The organism is Cryobacterium sp. Y29 (assembly GCF_002929825.1).
Lineage (GTDB): Bacteria > Actinomycetota > Actinomycetes > Actinomycetales > Microbacteriaceae > Cryobacterium.
This window is the reverse complement of the sequence record NZ_PJJN01000029.1, coordinates 138,064-154,343: the sequence shown is the minus strand read 5'-3', so window position 1 is coordinate 154,343 and position 16,280 is coordinate 138,064. Positions and strand designations below refer to the sequence as shown.

Genomic DNA, 16,280 nt, shown 5'->3' with positions numbered 1-16,280 from the left:
GCAAAACGCTAGCAGCGTCGTGCACACTCGGCGCGCGGTAGCCTCAAGGGTCGACTGCAACCCTACGTCGACCGCCGTCACCCGCGTCGCGGGCAACGTCCCGGGCCGCAGCGTCGACCTGAACTACCGTTTCACGCTGCACGCCGAAAGCGGCCTGATCGAGGCCCTCACGATCTCGATCTAGGCCCTTCCAGCCGCGAGCCCGGCGGCATACCCCTCGGCATGTCCCTCGGCGTACCCCTCGGCGTACCCCTCGGCGTACCCCTCGGCACAGGCCTCCGCCGTGCCGAGACGGAACATGTCGCTGTCGCTCGGGCGCTGCAGCGCCCGAGCGCCGGGGAGCGCCAGGTCACCGACGAGCCGGCCCAGTCCGCGTACCACGGCGACCGGGTTGCCGCTGGTCTTGCCCTTGACCAGATCGGCAGCGGCAGCGATCTCGTCGGCGACGGCCGCGACGGTGACGTCGAGGCGGCGGCCGGAGGTATCCGTTGTGCCGCGCAGGTCGTCGAGTACCGCGAACCCGGCTGCGCCAATGGCCAGGTCGGTCTGGCCTTCCCTCCAGGGGCGCCCGGCGGTATCGGTCACCAGCACGCCGAGCCGCAGCCCAGTGCGCTCACGGAGGGCCGCGCAGATGATGCGCGCAGATGAATCCGGATCAACTGGCAGTAGCAGCACCACGCCATCGGGCGCGTTGCTGGTGTCGACGCCCGCTGCGGCCATGACCAGGCCCTGGCGGTTTTCGACGATGCGAGTGACCCCGCCGGGGTACGCCCGCGACGCCACGACGCGCACCGTCTCGTCGGTGATCGCCTGCTCCCGGTCCATCGCCGCGACGACGCGACCCTCGGCTTTTGAGACGATTTTACTGGTAACTGCCACAATGTCGCCATCGAGCAGGCGCGACTGCGCCGCCTCCGCGATCAGGCCGACCAGGTCGTCGCCGGCCTGAATCTCGCCGAATCCACCGAGCGTGAACACCTTGAGGCCGAACAGCTCCATAGCGCCCACTTCGGCGACGGCAGCGTCGGGCTGCGAATCGTGCGCCATCTATCGAACGAGCTTCGGCAGAACGGATGCCCCAAAGACGTCGATCCACTGCTTCTGGTTGCGGCCCACGTTGTGCAGGTAGATGCGATCAAAGCCGAGGTCGACGAACTTTTGGATGTACTTGCGGTGCTCGTCGGGATCGGCCGAGATGATCATGCGACCCTCGAAGTCTTCCGGGCGTACCAGCTTGGCCATCTGCTCGAACTCGAACGGCGAACGGATGTCGCCCTTGGGAAACTTCATGCCACCGTTCGGCCACTCGTGCAGGGCGCTGGCCATGGCCTCTTCGTCGGTCTCGGCCCAGCTCATGTGGAGCTGCAGCACCTTGGGCATGATCGAGGGGTCCTTGCCGGCTTCGCGGGCACCGTCGTCGAACTTGCCGAACAGCATCGAGATCTTCTCCAGTGGGGCACCGACCGTGATGAGGCCGTCGGCGAGCCTACCGGCACGCTTGGCGGTGACCGGGCCGGCGGTGGCGACCAAAATCTCGGGGGCCACCTCGGGCATGGTCCACAGCCGAGTCGACTCGAGCTTGAAGAACTGGCCGGAGTGCTTGACATCCTTGCCCGCGATCGACCCGGCGAACAGCTTCGAGATGATTTCGATTGCCTCGAACATGCGGTTGATGCGCTCGGGCGCTTCCGGCCAGTATCCACCAACGATGTGCTCGTTCAGGGCCTCGCCGCTGCCGAGACCGAGCCAGTGCCGGCCGGGATACATCGAGGCGAGGGTCGCGGAGGCCTGGGCAACCATCGCCGGGTGCCAGCGAAAAGTCGGGGCGGTCACGCCGGGACCGAAGTCGCCCTTGGTGCGCTCGGCGATGGCGGCGAGTACGCTCCAGACGAAACTCGACTGGCCCTGGGCCGGTACCCACGGTTGAAAGTGATCGGCCGCCATGACACCGGTGAAACCATGCTCCTCGGCGTACGCCGAGAGCGCGACCGCCTCAGCCGGTGCGAACTGCTCCAACATGGCCGCGTAGCCAATCTGCAACTGCGTCATTGTGCCCTTCCTGCGCCTCAAGATTTTCTACCCATTCAATCGCACCCTATTCAATCGCACCCTGAGGAGAAGTGCATTCGATACCGCGGGGGCGGCATCCGCTCGGCGCCTTATAGGCTGGAAGCATGCGCATTGCCACCTGGAACGTCAACTCCGTTCGTGCTCGTTCCGGGCGTATCGTCGACTGGCTGGAACGCGAGGACATCGACGTTCTCGCCATGCAGGAGATCAAGTGCAAGCCCGAACAGTTTCCGTTCCAGGTGTTCGAAGACGCCGGCTACGACCTCGCCATTCACGGTCTGAGCCAGTGGAATGGCGTGGCGTTTGCCAGCCGCGAACCGATGACGGATGTCGTCACCGCTTTTCCGAATATGCCCGGCTTCCAAAAAGGTGCGGTCGGTCCAAATCAGCCGCTGGAGGCGCGCGCGCTCGGCGTGACCGTGAACGACCTGCGCCTGTGGAGCCTGTACGTGCCGAACGGGCGCGCGCTCGGCGACCCGCACTACGACTACAAGCTGGCCTGGCTGAAGGCCCTCGAGGCCCACGCGGCCGCGGAACTCGAGGCCCATCCCGCGCTCGCGCTGGCCATGATGGGCGACTGGAACGTCGCCCCGCGCGACGAAGATATGGGCGACCCGAGCTTCGTACCCGGCATTTCTACTCACGTTTCGCCGCTTGAGCGCGAGGCTTTCGACGCCTTCGAGCAGGCCGGCCTGGCCGATGTCGTGCGGCCGATCGTGCCGGAGGGCTTCACCTTCTGGGACTACAAGCAGCTACGGTTTCCGCGCAACGAGGGCATGCGCATCGACTTCATCCTCGGCTCGCCAGCCTTTGCCGACCTCGTGACGGATGCCAGCATCCACCGCAACGAACGCAAGGGCGACGCCCCGAGCGACCACGTGCCGGTGCTCGTCGACCTCGACCTGGGCGGCGATGACGACGATCGCCCGATGATCTTCTAGCAAAAAGATGCGTTAACGACAGCTGCCCCCGGCTTTTCGGCCGGGGGCAGCTGTCGTCGCAGTAAAAAGTACAGTGCGAGGTGCCGGTGGTTAGACCGCGACCTTCTCGGGAGCCTTGTACTTCGGGTGTGCCTGCCCAGCAGCAAGGTCGAATTCGGCATCGATCTCGGCGTTCGGCTTGTATGTTGCGAAAGAGACCACGACGGCCACGATCATACTGGCCGCAAATCCGGGCACGATCTCGTACATGACGCTGCCCAAGCCAACGCTTTTCCAGACGAAGACGACGACGGCACCGGTGACCATGGAGGCCAGGGCGCCCCAAGTGGACAACTTCTTCCAGTACAGCGAGAGGATGACCACGGGGCCGAAGGCGGCACCGAAGCCAGCCCAAGCAAAGCCGACCAAAGCGAGAATGGTCGAGTTCTGCTGCAGCGCGATCAGTCCGGCAATGACGGCGACGAGCAGCACGCCGACGCGTCCGAGCATGACCAGCTGCTTGGGCGCGGCATCCTTTCCCACAATCTTGTAGAGGTCTTCCACGAGCGCCGACGACGAGACGATGAGCTGTGAGGAGATAGTGCTCATGATGGCGGCCAGCACCGCAGCCAGCACGAGACCGGCGATGAACGGGTGGAACAGCGTCTGCGACAGCAGCAGGAAGACAGTCTCCGGGTTTGCGAGATCCAGGTCGGGGTTCTGCACGAAGTACGCTTTCCCGATCAGGGCGGTCGCAACAGCACCGAGGGCGGTGAGAATCATCCAGCCGATGCCGATGCGGCGACCGGCCTTGGCGTCCTGCGGGGTGCGCATGGCCATGAAACGCACGATGATGTGCGGCTGGCCGACGTAGCCGAGGCCCCAGGCGGCAGCCGAGATAACGCCCAGCACGGACCCACCAGCGGTGAGGGAGAGCAGGTTCGGGTCAACTTCGCGGATGGAGTCGAGGGTGGCGGTGATGCCGCCAGTGGCGTTGAGCGCCACCAGCGGAACCGCGATCAGCGCGATGAGCATGAGGACGCCCTGGGCGACGTCGGTGAGCGTCGCTCCGAGGAAGCCGCCGAACAGCGTGTAGAGCAGGGTGACGCCGGCAACGATCAGCATGCCGGTGACGAACGTGGAGCCGAAGGACTCCTCGAAGAAAACACCGCCGGCAACCATGCCGGAGGAGACATAGAACGTGAAGAACACCAGGATGATCACGCCGGAGACAACGCGTAGCAGGCGCGACGTGTCTTTCAGCCGGTTCTCGAAGAAGCTCGGAATGGTGATCGAGTTCTTTGACACGAAGGTGTATGAACGCAACCGCGGGGCCACGAACTTCCAGTTCAGCCAGGCACCGATGGTGAGGCCGATCGCGATCCAGGCCTCGACGAGGCCGGACACGTAGATGGCTCCGGGAAGTCCGAGCAGCAGCCAGCCGGACATATCGGAAGCGCCGGCACTCAGCGCAGCGGTACCGGGTTTGAGGCCTCGGCCAGCGAGCATATAGTCGTCAAGATCTTTGGTCTGCCGAAAGGCGAAATACCCGATGGCCACCATGCCAGCGAGATAGAGAACGATCGCGATTATCTGAAATGTTTGATCCGTCAATGGGATTCCTTTGTTGGGATGCCCGACTTACAGGACGTGAATGCCCGGAGTACGGGCAAGGTAAAAACTCCAGTCTTGCAGATATACCGGTATTTTTGGCCAGACGATCTCCATTTACCTGCGATGCACGGCCAAACTGTGCGAGCATAATTTTCCATGCACACAAATGACAGAGCGGTCGGTGTTGACCGTAAATTGACCAATTATGCCGATCCAGGGTTCAGCAAATTCATTCGACGCGCCTTTCTCTCTTCGGCGGGTTTGGACACTGACGACCTCGAGCGACCGGTCGTGGGGATCGTCAACACTTCCTCCGATTTCACGACCTGCCACCGCGAGATGCCACAGCTCATCGAGAGTGTGAAACGCGGTGTACTGGAGGCGGGTGGCCTTCCCTTCGTCTTTCCGGTCATGTCGATCGGTGAAATTCTGACCACGCCCACGAGCATGCTTTTTCGTAATCTCATGGCCATGGAACTCGAAGAACAGCTCGGCAGCCAGCCGATGGATTCGGTCGTTCTGCTGGGCGGATGCGACAAAACCGTGCCGGCCGAACTCATGGCCGCGGCATCGGCCGATATCCCGGCGATTTCGCTCGTCGTCGGCCCGATGTCCGTTGGAAGTTACCGGGGCGAGCGCCTCGGCGCCTGTACCGATTGTCGACGACTGTGGTCGGAGTTTCGCGCCGGCACCATCGACGAGGCCACCATCGGTGAGATCAACCAGGAGCTCGCGCCGACCGCCGGCACCTGCATGGTGATGGGGACGGCCTCGACCATGGCCTGCGTCGTTGAAGCGATGGGAATGTCACTTCCCTTCGCCGGCACCGCGCCGGCAGTGTCGGCCCATCGGCTGCGCCTTGGGGTGCAAACCGGGCGCCGGGCCGTCGAGATCGCTGCCGCCGACCGCCGACCGTCTCAAATTATGACCGAGGGGGCATTTCGCAATGCGGTGACGGTGCTCGCGGCGGTCTCCGGCTCAACGAACGCGATTATTCACCTGACCGCGATTGCCCGCCGCCTCGGAATTGAGCTGAACCTCAACGATTTTCACGAGATCGCGGCACGCACGCCGTTGCTGGTCGACTGCAAACCCGCCGGTCAAAATTACCTGCCGGACATGCATCGGGACGGCGGAGTACCAGCCCTGCTCAAAACCCTCTCCCCGCTGCTCGACCTGGACGTGCTCACCATCACCGGCCAAACTCTGGGAGAGGTCCTCGATGGCGCCAAAGCCCCGCAAGCCTGGCAGAGCACCGTGCATGCGCTCGATGATCCGCTCGGACCGACGGGCGCACTGGTGACGTTGACCGGGTCGCTCGCGCCGGATGGCGCCGTGATCAAGGTGGCCGCCGCATCCCCTCATCTGCTCGTACACGAGGGGATCGCCGCCGTCTTCGACTCCCTTGATGATGTCGACGCGCGGCTAAATGATGAGAGTCTCGGGCTGACCCCGGATCACGTTCTGGTCATGCGCAACATCGGCCCGGTGGGAGCGGGCATGCCAGAGGCCGGGTCCATCCCCATCCCCCGCTATCTGGCACGGCAGGGCGTTCGCGACATGGTGCGCATCTCGGATGGGCGGATGAGTGGCACCGCCTATGGAACGATCGTGCTGCACTGTGCTCCGGAAGCCGCGATCGGAGGGCCGCTCGCCCTCGTTCGCGACGGCGACCGCATCCGGCTCGACGTGCCAGGGCGCACCGTTGACCTGCTCGTCGATGACCAGGAACTTATGCGCCGGCGTGCCGAACTGAAGTTGCCGGCGCTGCCTGCTCGAGGCTGGAGCCGACTGCACGCGTCGACGGTGATGCAGGCTCCGGCGGGTGCGGATCTCGATTTTCTGCGCTGACGGGCTTACCCAACTCCAGGGTCGAGCAGCTGTGCCAGGTGGATGCCCCGGCGGTCACTGAGATCCTGCAGCTGGGTGCGGCAGGAGAATCCATCGGCCAGTATCACCGTGTCGGCCGCGGCGTCGCGCACCGCCGGGAGTAGTTGCTGCTCGGCCACGGCGATCGACACGTCGTAGTGGCCGCGTTCGACGCCGAAATTGCCGGCCAGGCCGCAGCATCCGCCCAGTTGGGACAGTTCGGCGCCGGCCCCCTGCACCAGCGCGGCGTCGGGGCTCCACCCCATCACGGCGTGGTGATGGCAGTGCGGCTGGGCCACGACCGTAGTCCCCGCCAAGACCGGCGGTAGGTAGTCGGGAAGCGTCGTCAGAAATTCGGCGAGCGTGTGGGTGGCCTCCGCCACGGGCTGCGCCACCTCATGCCCGAGCAGTTCGAGGGCATCAGAGCGGAGAACCCCGGTGCAGGAGGGCTCCAGCCCGACGATCGGGATTTTGTTGGCAGCGGCAGCAGAAAGCTGGCCGACCGTTTTGCCCAGGATGGTGCGGGCGGCAGCGAGCTGACCGGTTGAGATCCAGGTGAGGCCGCAGCACAGCGGCGCCTCGGGAATCTGCACCGTGCACCCGGCGGCTTCGAGCACCCGCACCGCGGCACGACCCACCTCGGGAGTGAAATAGTTCGTGAACGAGTCAGCCCAGAGCAGCACCGGACGCTCATTTTCGACGCTCCCGCGAGGCTCGCGGGCGTGAAACCAGTCGGTGAAGGTCTGTTCGGCGAATTCGGGAATCGAGCGACGGTGGTCGATGCCTGCCAGCCGAAGCGCGAGCTTGCTCAGCAAGGGAAGTCGCACGAGCCGATTGAGTAGTTTCGGGGCGACGGCGGCCAACCGCGCCCAGCGAGGCAGCCAGCCGAGCGAATAGTGGGTGATCGGGCGCAGGCGACCCCGATAGCTCTGGTGCAGCACCTCAGCTTTATAGGCCGCCATGTCCACACCGGTCGGACAATCCGAAGCGCAGCCCTTACACGACAAACACAGATCGAGTGCGTCGTGCACCTCCGGGGAACGCCAGTTCGTACCGCCCTGATTGATCATCTCCTGCAGCACCCGCGCCCGGCCCCGGGTGGAGTCCTTCTCCTCCCGAGTGGCCAGATAGGAGGGGCACATCACACTGTCGCCTGTGTTCTCGGCTCGGCAGAGGCCTACCCCGGTACACCGATGCACGGCCTGGCTAAAGTCGCCCCCGTCTGCGGAATAGGACAGTGCCAGCCCGGCGTGTAACGACGACACCTGCGCCGAGCGGATGTCCGCATCCAGTGGGCGCGGATCAACGATGATGCCCGGGTTCAGTACATTGTCCGGATCCATGATTGCTTTCACCGAGCCGAACAGGGCGAGCGCGTTCGCGGAATACATGATCGGCAGTAACTCGCTTCGGGCCCGGCCGTCACCGTGCTCGCCGGAGAGTGACCCCCCGTAGCTCGTCACCAGCCTGGCCGCAGCGGTCATGAACGCCCGGAATCGGGCCGGTCCGTCGGCGCGGCCGAAGGGAATGTCAAGACGCACGTGCACGCAGCCGTCGCCAAAGTGCCCGTAGGGAAAACCGACCAGGTCGTGCCCGCTGAGGAGGTCGTCGAAGTCACGCAGATAGGCGCCCAGCCGCTCCGGCGGCACGGCAGCGTCCTCCCAGCCGGAGTGGGCCGGGGCCCCGACCGGCGACCGGCCGGCGAGTCCGGCACCGTCTTCCCTGATCTTCCACAGTTGGGCGGCCTGGCGCGGGTCGGTGATCACTTTCGAATCGATGGCCGCACCGATCTGGCTCACGCGCAGGACGCGGTCGGTGACCTCCTGCAGGTCATCGCCCGACACCTCGATGAACAGCCAGGCGGTGCCGGCCGGCAGCTCGGGCACGGCGCCGGGCCCTTTTCGGGTGCGCACGACGTCGACGATGCGCGAGTCGAGCCCTTCACAGGCCGTGGGCTGCAGTGGAAGCACGGCCATGACCGCGTCGCCGGCCGAACCGATGTCGGGGAAGCCGAGCACGACCATTTGCTTGTAAGCCGCGTCAGCGACCAGGCTGACGCCTGCCTCCAGCACGATTGCGAGGCTGCCCTCACTACCGACCAGCGCACGCCGCAGGTCGAAGTCCCGTTCGGGAAGCAAGTGTTCGAGGGCGTAACCAGAGACTTGGCGACCGAATCGACCCAGTTCAGTGCGAATGGTGCCGAGCTCACCGCGCACGAGCTGGCGTAGCGCGTCGGTTTGAAGCGAGGCCGGGGTGCCGCCCGGGCCGAGGAAGAGTCGTTCACCGGTTCCGGTCAGCACGTCGAGATGGGTAACGTTGTCTGCGGTTCGGCCGTAGGCCAGGGTACGCGAACCGCAGGCATTGTTTCCGATCATGCCGCCAATGGTGCAGCGGGTGTGCGTCGACGGGTCAGGGCCAAAGCGCAACCCGAGTGCCAGGGCCGCCTTCTGCAGGGTGGCGTGCACCGTTCCAGGTTGCACCACCGCACTGCGGGCCTCGGCATCAATCGACACCACCTGATTTAGATATCGACTGAAATCAAGGATGACCCCGCTACCGATAGCGTTTCCGGCCACCGACGTGCCGGCGCCGCGCGACGTGATCGGAATGCCACGGTCTCGGCAGAGTTCCAGGGTCGTGGCCACCTCGTCCGCATCCCGCGGCAGCACGACGGCCGACGGAACGACGCGATAGAGCGACGCGTCCGAGGAATAGGCGAATCTCGTGGTGTCGTCATCGCGCACATGCCTGACCCCCCGGGAACGCAGAGCGGTGGCCAAAGATTGCGGATGTGCGACGACGGTGTGCATGGGTAGCAATGCTACCGGCGGTGTATCGAGCACAATGCACGCCAAAAATGTAGTGTGGCAAGCTCTTTGACTCCGGCGTCAAATTGGATACAGTATCCAAATGAGTCTGTGCAACGATGCAATCCAGCCGACCAATTCGCCCACTCCGGCCGTCCGCCACTACCGGCGTACCCGATGACCGGCGCCACGAATGATTGGCTCGGGCTGGACGCCCAGCGCGTTCTCGTGGCTGGTGCCGGCGGAATCGGCACCGCCTGCGCTCTCGCCTTCCTGGAGGTCGGCGCCCAGGTTGTCGTTGTCGATCTCAGCCCCGAGCGGCTCGCCGAGCTTGATCCGAGAATTATCACCGTGCAGGCAGATCTGACAACCACGGCCGGGTGCGAGGGTGCGGTCGCCGCGGTGGTGCAGAAACTCGGCGGGTTGGATGTGCTCGTACACGCCGTCGGCATCAACCATCGGGTACCCCTGCTCGACCTGCACGACGACGATTGGCAGCGCATCCTCGACGTCAATCTCTCGACCGCTTTTCGTCTCGGTAAGGCGGCTGGCCGAATCATGATCGACGCGGGCTACGGGCGTCAGGTGTATTGCTCCTCGGTCTCGAGCACCCTCGCCCACGCCGACCATGCGCCGTACGCGGCCAGCAAGGGCGGCCTTAACCAGCTCTTGCGGGTCATGGCGCGTGAATGGGCCGCTTCAGGTGTCACGGTCAATGCCATAGCGCCGGGCTACGTCGAGACCGAGCTGACCCGCGCGCACCTGGACCTGCCGGGAATTCGGGACTATTACACCGAGCTCGTGCCAGCTGGCCGGCTGGGTACGGTCGATGACCTCACCGGATCAGTGCTCTTCCTGGCATCACGCCGGGCGGCCTTCGTCACCGGTCACGTGCTGCTCGTCGACGGCGGCCGAACCCTTGTCTGAACACGCGCAGGGCGGGCGGCTCCCCCTCCTCCCTCCGACCGGGCAAAACCCGGCCCAACGCCTGCTCTACAACGACATCATCGCTCCCCCGCGCGGCGACGGCCCCTTTCTCGTCGTCGACAGCGCTGGGCTGCTGGCGGGGCCGTTCAACGCGCTGCTATATTCCCCGACCGTCGGCCGGGCGGTGTCAGCCCTCGGTACCGCGCTGCGCTTCGCAGGCACGCTCGACCCCCGCACGAGGGAACTGGTGGTGTGTCTGATCGCCGCCGAGTACGGCTGTGACTACGAGTGGTACGCCCATAGCCGGGTGGCGGCGACAATCGGCATCACACCGAGCGAACTGCAGGCGCTCGCCCGGGGGATAGCGCCCGACACGGCCACCGAGGGAGAAAGATCCGCTCTCGCTTTCGTCGTGGCGCTGGTACGTGACCGGGCCGTGGATTCGGCCACCCACGCACGCGCGCAACGGCAGCACGGCCATGAGGGCCTCGTCGAGATCACGATGCTGGTCGGGTATTACCAGCTATTGGCGGGCCTGCTGATCGCCTTCGAGATTCCCGCTCCGTCTGGCGCGCGCGAAGCCACCTCGTGAGCCTCGGTGAAGGGGCCTCGCCGCTGGCCGGCATCAAGGTCGCCGATTTCTCTCGAGTGCTGGCTGGACCGTTTGCCTCGATGATGCTCGCCGATTTCGGAGCCGACGTCATCAAGATCGAGCACCCGGCGGGAGATGACACCAGGGCCTGGGTTCCGCCCGTCGATGACAACGGCATGGGCTCCTACTTTTCGAGTGTCAACCGCAACAAACGGTCAGTGGTCTGCGACCTGCGCACCGCGTTGGGGCTGGCCGAAGCCCGCAACATTGCCCTCGCCGCCGACGTGGTGATCGAGAACTTTCGCCCGGGAGTCATGGAGCGCTACGGGCTCGATCATGCCGCCCTGCGAGCCGAGCGACCGCACCTCGTCTATTGTTCCATCACCGGCTTTGGAACGGATGCCGGCGCTCACCTTCCCGGCTACGACCTGCTCGTGCAGGCTGTCGGCGGCCTCATGAGTGTTACCGGATCCCCGGATTCCGAGCCCAGCAAGGTAGGCGTCGCCCTGGTCGATGTGATCACCGGCCAGAATGCCGTGGTCGGTATCCTGGCCGCCCTGCGGGTACGCGACAGCACCGGCGCTGGGCAACGCGTCGAGGTAAACCTGCTCTCGTCCCTACTCGCGGGCATGGTCAACCAGACCTCGAGCACGCTCGCCACCGGCACAGCTCCGCGCCGGATGGGAAATGCCCACCCAAGCATTGCGCCCTATGAGACCTTTCGCACTGAGGACGGCCCGATCGCCGTGGCCGTCGGCACCGATCGGCAGTTCGCCAACCTGGTTCGCGTACTCGGACGGCCGGAGCTCGCCGACGACGAGCGGTTCAGCTGCAACGCCGATCGCCTGGCGAACCGGGTGCAGCTCAAGGAACTGCTGGAAGCCAGCTTGCAGCACCGATCTGCCGCCGAATGGTCCGCCACGCTACTGCTCGAGGGGGTGCCGGCCGGCAAAGTGAACTCCATCGCGGAGGCGCTCGAGCTGGCCACCATGCTCGGCCTCGATCCGGTCGTGAATGTGACGGACGGGTCGAGGACCAGTCGACAGATCGCGAACCCAATCCGGCTCTCGCACACCCCTGTGCGATATCTGCGCCCACCACCGTTGCTTGGTGAACACGCCGGCGCCACCTTCGCGGCCCCGACACCCCCGCTCGAAGCCACCACCATCCCCGCACTGCACACGACCAGAAGGAATTCCCATGCTTGACACCTCAGATCTCATCGGCATCGAATCACTCCTCACCGACACCGAAATCGCCCTGCGCGACGAGGTTCGTTCCTTCGTCGACTCGTCGATCAAGCCCCATATCGCTGGTTGGTATGAGAAGGCGGTTTTTCCGCTGGAGATCGTGCCGGAAATGGCCAAGATGGGGCTTTTGGGTATGCACCTGTCGGGATACGGCTGTCCGGGACGCACCTCAGTCGAGTACGGCCTGGCGGCCATGGAGCTGGAGGCGGGCGATTCCGGGCTGCGCACCTTCGTCAGCGTGCAGGGCTCCCTCGCGATGAGTGCGATCCACAAGCACGGCTCAGAGGAACAGAAGACCGAGTGGCTGCCGCGCATGGCAACCGGCGAACTGATCGGCTGCTTCGGTTTGACCGAGCCAACGGCCGGCTCCGACCCGGGCAGCATGACAACCTTCGCTCATCGCGATGGCTCCGACTGGGTACTCAACGGCACGAAACGATGGATCGGGCTGGCCTCGGTCGCGCAGGTAGCCATCATTTGGGCGATGACCGGAGACGGCATCCGTGGTTTTGTCGTGCCGACCGACACTCCCGGTTTCATTGCGACCCCCATCGAGCCGAAGCTGTCGATGCGGGCGTCCATCCAGTGTGAAATCGCGCTCACTGACCTGCGGCTGCCGGAGTCGGCGATGCTGCCGAAAGCCCGCGGCCTTCGTGGGCCGTTCGAGTGCCTCAATGAAGCGCGTTACGGCATCATCTGGGGCGCTATGGGCGCTGCCCGGGACAGCTATCTCACCGCACTCGACTTTTCGCGGGAGCGGATGCAATTCGGTAAGCCTCTTGCTGGCTACCAACTGACCCAGCAGAAGCTCGTCAACATGGCTCTCGAAATCAACAAGGGGACCCTGCTCGCCCTGCAGATCGGCCGCCTCAAAGACCTCGGCACGCTGTCAACGCATCAAATATCGGTGGGCAAGTTGAACAACTGCCGGGAAGCCATCGAAATTTGCCGGGAAGCGCGGGCCATGCTCGGGGGGAACGGCATCACTCTGGACTATTCACCGATGCGCCACGCGAACAACCTGGAAAGCGTACGTACCTATGAGGGCACCGACGAGGTGCACACCCTCATCCTCGGGCAGTACATCACCGGTATCGCGGCTTTTCGCTGAGCAGACATCACGAACGAGACGGCACAACCGGGTGAGTTAGAGTCATGATCGTGACGCGACTAACTTCCTCCTCGGCGACCGGCACCCGACCATCGACGGCACCCGAATTTGTGCTCAAGGAGTTGCGCCGGTTGATTGTAGTCGGCGACCTGGTTCCCGGCCAGCCATTGCGCCAGGACACGCTCGCCGAACGGCTTGGAGTGAGCCGGGTACCCGTGCGGGAGGCGCTGAACACCCTGGAATCCGAGGGTCGGGTCGTTCACGAGCCGCACCGCGGCTATCGGGTAGCGCGGTTGTCCCTGGCCGACCTATTGGAGGTCTACCGAATTCGGCAGCTGCTCGAGACCGAAGCCGTGCGTACGGCGATGGCCAATCCTCGGAGCGAAGTGCTGAACGAATTTCGCGAGGCTGCCCGCGCAGTCGAGCGCGCCAGCAATGGCGGCGATCTGCTGGCCATGACCGAGGCCAACCGACGGTTTCACTTCGTGCTGGTAGCTGCCGCCGGACTGCCACGGCTGGAGCGTATCGTCGGCGCGCTCTGGGATTCCACCGAAGCGTACCGACTGCTGTACTACGAAACCCCTAGTAACCGACAGCGCGTGGAGCAGGAGCACGCCCAGATGGTGGAGGCATTTGCCGCCGGTGAGACCGATCGCCTGATCGGGTTGCTGGACGACCACCGGCGGCATGCCACGAACGCCCTCAAGGCGCTGCTCCCGTGACCCTCGACGCGCCTGCCTGATCGAATCCGCCACCCGGCAGTGGGATACTATAGCTGGGAGGCAATTACTATGGCGAAGGATGACCCACGCAAGACGCACGCCGACACGGTCTACGATCTACTGCTCGGGCAGCTGATGAACGGCACCTTCAGCCCGGGGGCTGCCCTCAACATCCCCACGTTGGCACGTGAGTTCGACGTGAGCCAGACACCGATTCGCGAGGCACTCGCGCGTCTCGAGCACACGGGGCTCGTTCGCCGTGAGGCGCTGCGGGGCTACTTCGTGGCACCGCTGTTCAGTGAAGTGGAACTGGACAAGCTCATGGAGGCCCGGCTGGTGCTTGAGCCTGCGCTGGCGCTGGAGGCCGGCCGACGCGTGACCCCCGAGTTCCTCGCCAGACTCGTGGTACCGATTGATAACCTGCTGCGCATGTCCGAGTCTCAGGTCATCCGCTCATTTCGGGATTACTGGTCGGCCGATGAGGAGTTTCACCGCCTCATCGCTGAGCAGTCGGCGAACCCTTTTTTGGATGGGGCCTATCGCTCGCTCGGCGGGCAGGTGCAACGCTTTCGTTTGTTCGTGAAACTTGGTTCAGCGGATGCCCGATTCGCCGCCGCGGAACACCGGCAGATCTACGACGCCTTCGTCGCCAGGGCCCCAGAGGCCGCCGCGGATCAGATGCGCCACCATATCGATAGCGCCCGGCTGCGCGCGCGGAGCGATCGCCAGGCCATCCATGCCGACGAATCGCCGCCCGGGGGCCGTTGAACCGGTCAGCCGACGCGAAAGCGGAGCTCACCGACCCCCTCGATGCCGCCGCGAACCTCGTCGCCGGGCACGATTGCCCCGACGCCGGCGGGCGTCCCGGTCAAGATGAGGTCCCCCGGCCGGAGAGTGACGGAGTGGGACAGTGACGAGATCACCTCGGGAACGGTCCAGATCTGGTCGAAGAGGTCGCCCTGCTGCCGGGTGTGGCCGTTCACACTCAACCATACGGGCGCGGCGGACGGATGCCCGATTGTGGCAGCCGCGACCAGCGGGGTGCACGGTGCCGAAAAATCGAAGCCCTTGGACAGCTCCCACGGACGTCGCAGCGCCTTGGCCTGGTCCTGGAGGTCACGCCGCGTGAGGTCGACCCCGGCGCCGTAGCCCCAGACGTGGTCGAGGGCATCCGCTACCGCGATGTTGGCCCCCGCAACGCCGATCGCCACGATGAGTTCCATCTCAAAGTGCAGGTTCTCGGTTTGTGGGGGGTACGGCACCTGATGGGGTGCGATGGCGAACTCCGAAACACCCTCGTCAACGGCAAACACGGCGTCGGCCGGTTTGGCGAAAAAGAAGGGCGGCTCCCGGTCGGGGTCGTTGCCCATCTCCCGGGCGTGATCGGCGTAATTGCGCCCCACGCAGTACACCCGGCGCAGGTGGTATCGCTCGCTCGAGTTCGCGATTGGCAGGCTGGGCGGGGTGGGCATCGCCGGTGGGGCAAGCGGCGTGGAGGCAGTAGACATTGCGTTCCTTTCAAAGGTTGGCCGATCAGGGGTTGAGAGCGAAGCGGTCCCGCCACTCCAATCCTGAAAGGGTTCCCGCGATTGGCGCGTACTCACAGCCGATCCAGCCGCTGTATTCAAGTCTGCGCAGCACGGCAAAGATGTGCGCCCAGTTCAGCTCGCCGGTGCCGGGCTCAGTGCGAGAAGGAGCGTCCGCGATCTGCACGTGCCGGATGACTGGAAACAGGGTCTCGAGCCGCCGGGTAATGTCCCCCTGGTCCACCTGGCAATGGTAGACGTCGAACAATACACCGACGCGGCAACCACCGACCGCTACGGCAACGTCGGCTGCCTGTTCTACCGAATTCAGAATGTATCCCGGCGCATCACGCCGGTTCAGGGCCTCAAGCAAAATGGTGACCCCGAGCGTCGCTGCTTGCTCGGCGGCCCAGCGGATGTTCGCCGTGTACGTTGCGAAGGCCCGGTCATACCCCGTTCCGTCAACCGGCCGGAGCCCGCCGAGCACGTGCACGAATGAAGCGTCGAGGGCATGGGCGTATTCCAGTGCCCGATGAATGCCGTCGCGATACTCGACCACCCGATCCGGCCGGCACGCCAACCCGAATCGCTCAAGCCCGAACGGATCGGTCGGCGTATTGATGAGAATCTGCTGCAGCCCCGCCTGGTCGAGCCAGCCGCGCACCGTTTCGGGCGCGTAGCTATAGGGCGAGGCATACTCCACCGCGGTGAAGCCAGCCGCAGCGGCCGCATCGAATCGCTCGCGAAAGGGGAGCTCGGTGAAGAGCCACTTGAGGTTCGCGGCCAGTCGCAGCTGGGGGCCGGTTCGGTGCATCCCCTCACTATAGTAGGCGTCGGCACTATAGTATGGTTCCGGTAGGAAAACTATAGTT

The 16,280-nt window shown here is 64.8% G+C and carries 15 protein-coding genes; 9 read left to right on the top strand and 6 right to left on the bottom strand.

Annotation, left to right across the window (positions count from 1 at the left end):
- Window positions 1–19: 19 nt before the first annotated feature.
- Complete coding sequence (locus CXY74_RS17500; RefSeq protein ID WP_158252302.1) at window positions 20–184, top strand: hypothetical protein; 165 nt, start codon at window positions 20–22, stop codon at window positions 182–184.
- Here CXY74_RS17500 and CXY74_RS05760 read toward each other — a convergent pair.
- Window positions 181–999: a coenzyme F420-0:L-glutamate ligase gene (locus CXY74_RS05760; protein WP_104199583.1), complete on the bottom strand. Its 819-nt coding sequence runs from the start codon at window positions 997–999 to the stop codon at window positions 181–183. The genes CXY74_RS17500 and CXY74_RS05760 overlap by 4 nt on opposite strands.
- Window positions 1,000–1,047: 48 nt before the next feature.
- Window positions 1,048–2,049, bottom strand: coding sequence for a TIGR03557 family F420-dependent LLM class oxidoreductase (locus CXY74_RS05755; protein WP_104199539.1), 1,002 nt, complete (start codon window positions 2,047–2,049; stop codon window positions 1,048–1,050).
- A gap of 125 nt (window positions 2,050–2,174) precedes the next feature.
- Here CXY74_RS05755 and CXY74_RS05750 point away from each other — a divergent pair, with 125 nt between their 5' ends.
- A complete protein-coding gene (locus tag CXY74_RS05750; protein WP_104199538.1) occupies window positions 2,175–3,011 on the top strand; it encodes an exodeoxyribonuclease III in 837 nt (278 codons plus the stop codon).
- 90 nt (window positions 3,012–3,101) lie between these two features.
- On the opposite strand, the gene putP is transcribed toward CXY74_RS05750, so the two are convergent.
- On the bottom strand, window positions 3,102–4,604 hold the full coding sequence (gene putP / locus CXY74_RS05745; protein ID WP_104199537.1) for a sodium/proline symporter PutP: 1,503 nt from the start codon (window positions 4,602–4,604) through the stop codon (window positions 3,102–3,104).
- Between the two features lie 156 nt (window positions 4,605–4,760).
- Between putP and CXY74_RS05740 the strand changes: the two genes are divergently transcribed.
- Window positions 4,761–6,455: a dihydroxy-acid dehydratase gene (locus CXY74_RS05740; RefSeq protein WP_104199536.1), complete on the top strand. Its 1,695-nt coding sequence runs from the start codon at window positions 4,761–4,763 to the stop codon at window positions 6,453–6,455.
- Between the two features lie 5 nt (window positions 6,456–6,460).
- Here CXY74_RS05740 and CXY74_RS05735 read toward each other — a convergent pair whose 3' ends face one another.
- Window positions 6,461–9,283 carry an FAD-binding and (Fe-S)-binding domain-containing protein gene (locus tag CXY74_RS05735; protein ID WP_104199535.1) on the bottom strand — a complete coding sequence of 941 codons (2,823 nt, stop codon included), beginning with the start codon at window positions 9,281–9,283 and terminating at the stop codon, window positions 6,461–6,463.
- A gap of 174 nt (window positions 9,284–9,457) precedes the next feature.
- Here CXY74_RS05735 and CXY74_RS05730 point away from each other — a divergent pair, with 174 nt between their 5' ends.
- The 6 genes from CXY74_RS05730 (at window position 9,458) to CXY74_RS05705 (ending at window position 14,650) form a co-directional block, all read left to right on the top strand.
- A complete protein-coding gene (locus CXY74_RS05730; protein ID WP_199183155.1) occupies window positions 9,458–10,207 on the top strand; it encodes an SDR family NAD(P)-dependent oxidoreductase in 750 nt (249 codons plus the stop codon).
- Complete coding sequence (locus CXY74_RS05725; protein WP_158252301.1) at window positions 10,200–10,799, top strand: carboxymuconolactone decarboxylase family protein; 600 nt, start codon at window positions 10,200–10,202, stop codon at window positions 10,797–10,799. Before CXY74_RS05730 ends, CXY74_RS05725 begins: the two co-directional genes overlap by 8 nt.
- A complete protein-coding gene (locus CXY74_RS05720; protein ID WP_104199533.1) occupies window positions 10,796–12,007 on the top strand; it encodes a CaiB/BaiF CoA-transferase family protein in 1,212 nt (403 codons plus the stop codon). Before CXY74_RS05725 ends, CXY74_RS05720 begins: the two co-directional genes overlap by 4 nt.
- Window positions 12,000–13,160, top strand: a complete 1,161-nt coding sequence (locus CXY74_RS05715) for an acyl-CoA dehydrogenase family protein (protein ID WP_104199532.1) — start codon at window positions 12,000–12,002, stop codon at window positions 13,158–13,160. The genes CXY74_RS05720 and CXY74_RS05715 overlap by 8 nt, the downstream gene beginning before the upstream one ends.
- Before the next feature lie 50 nt (window positions 13,161–13,210).
- On the top strand, window positions 13,211–13,882 hold the full coding sequence (locus tag CXY74_RS05710; RefSeq protein ID WP_233193229.1) for a GntR family transcriptional regulator: 672 nt from the start codon (window positions 13,211–13,213) through the stop codon (window positions 13,880–13,882).
- A 69-nt stretch (window positions 13,883–13,951) separates the two neighbouring features.
- Window positions 13,952–14,650 carry a GntR family transcriptional regulator gene (locus CXY74_RS05705; RefSeq protein ID WP_104199530.1) on the top strand — a complete coding sequence of 233 codons (699 nt, stop codon included), beginning with the start codon at window positions 13,952–13,954 and terminating at the stop codon, window positions 14,648–14,650.
- Between the two features lie 5 nt (window positions 14,651–14,655).
- Here the strand turns inward: CXY74_RS05705 and CXY74_RS05700 are convergent, their stop codons facing one another.
- Together CXY74_RS05700 and CXY74_RS05695 are read right to left on the bottom strand one after the other, a co-directional pair.
- Window positions 14,656–15,390 (bottom strand): fumarylacetoacetate hydrolase family protein, encoded by a 735-nt coding sequence (locus tag CXY74_RS05700; RefSeq protein ID WP_104199529.1) that lies wholly within the window; start codon window positions 15,388–15,390, stop codon window positions 14,656–14,658.
- Between the two features lie 25 nt (window positions 15,391–15,415).
- Window positions 15,416–16,222, bottom strand: a complete 807-nt coding sequence (locus CXY74_RS05695) for a hydroxypyruvate isomerase family protein (RefSeq protein WP_104199528.1) — start codon at window positions 16,220–16,222, stop codon at window positions 15,416–15,418.
- Window positions 16,223–16,280 lie beyond the last annotated feature (58 nt).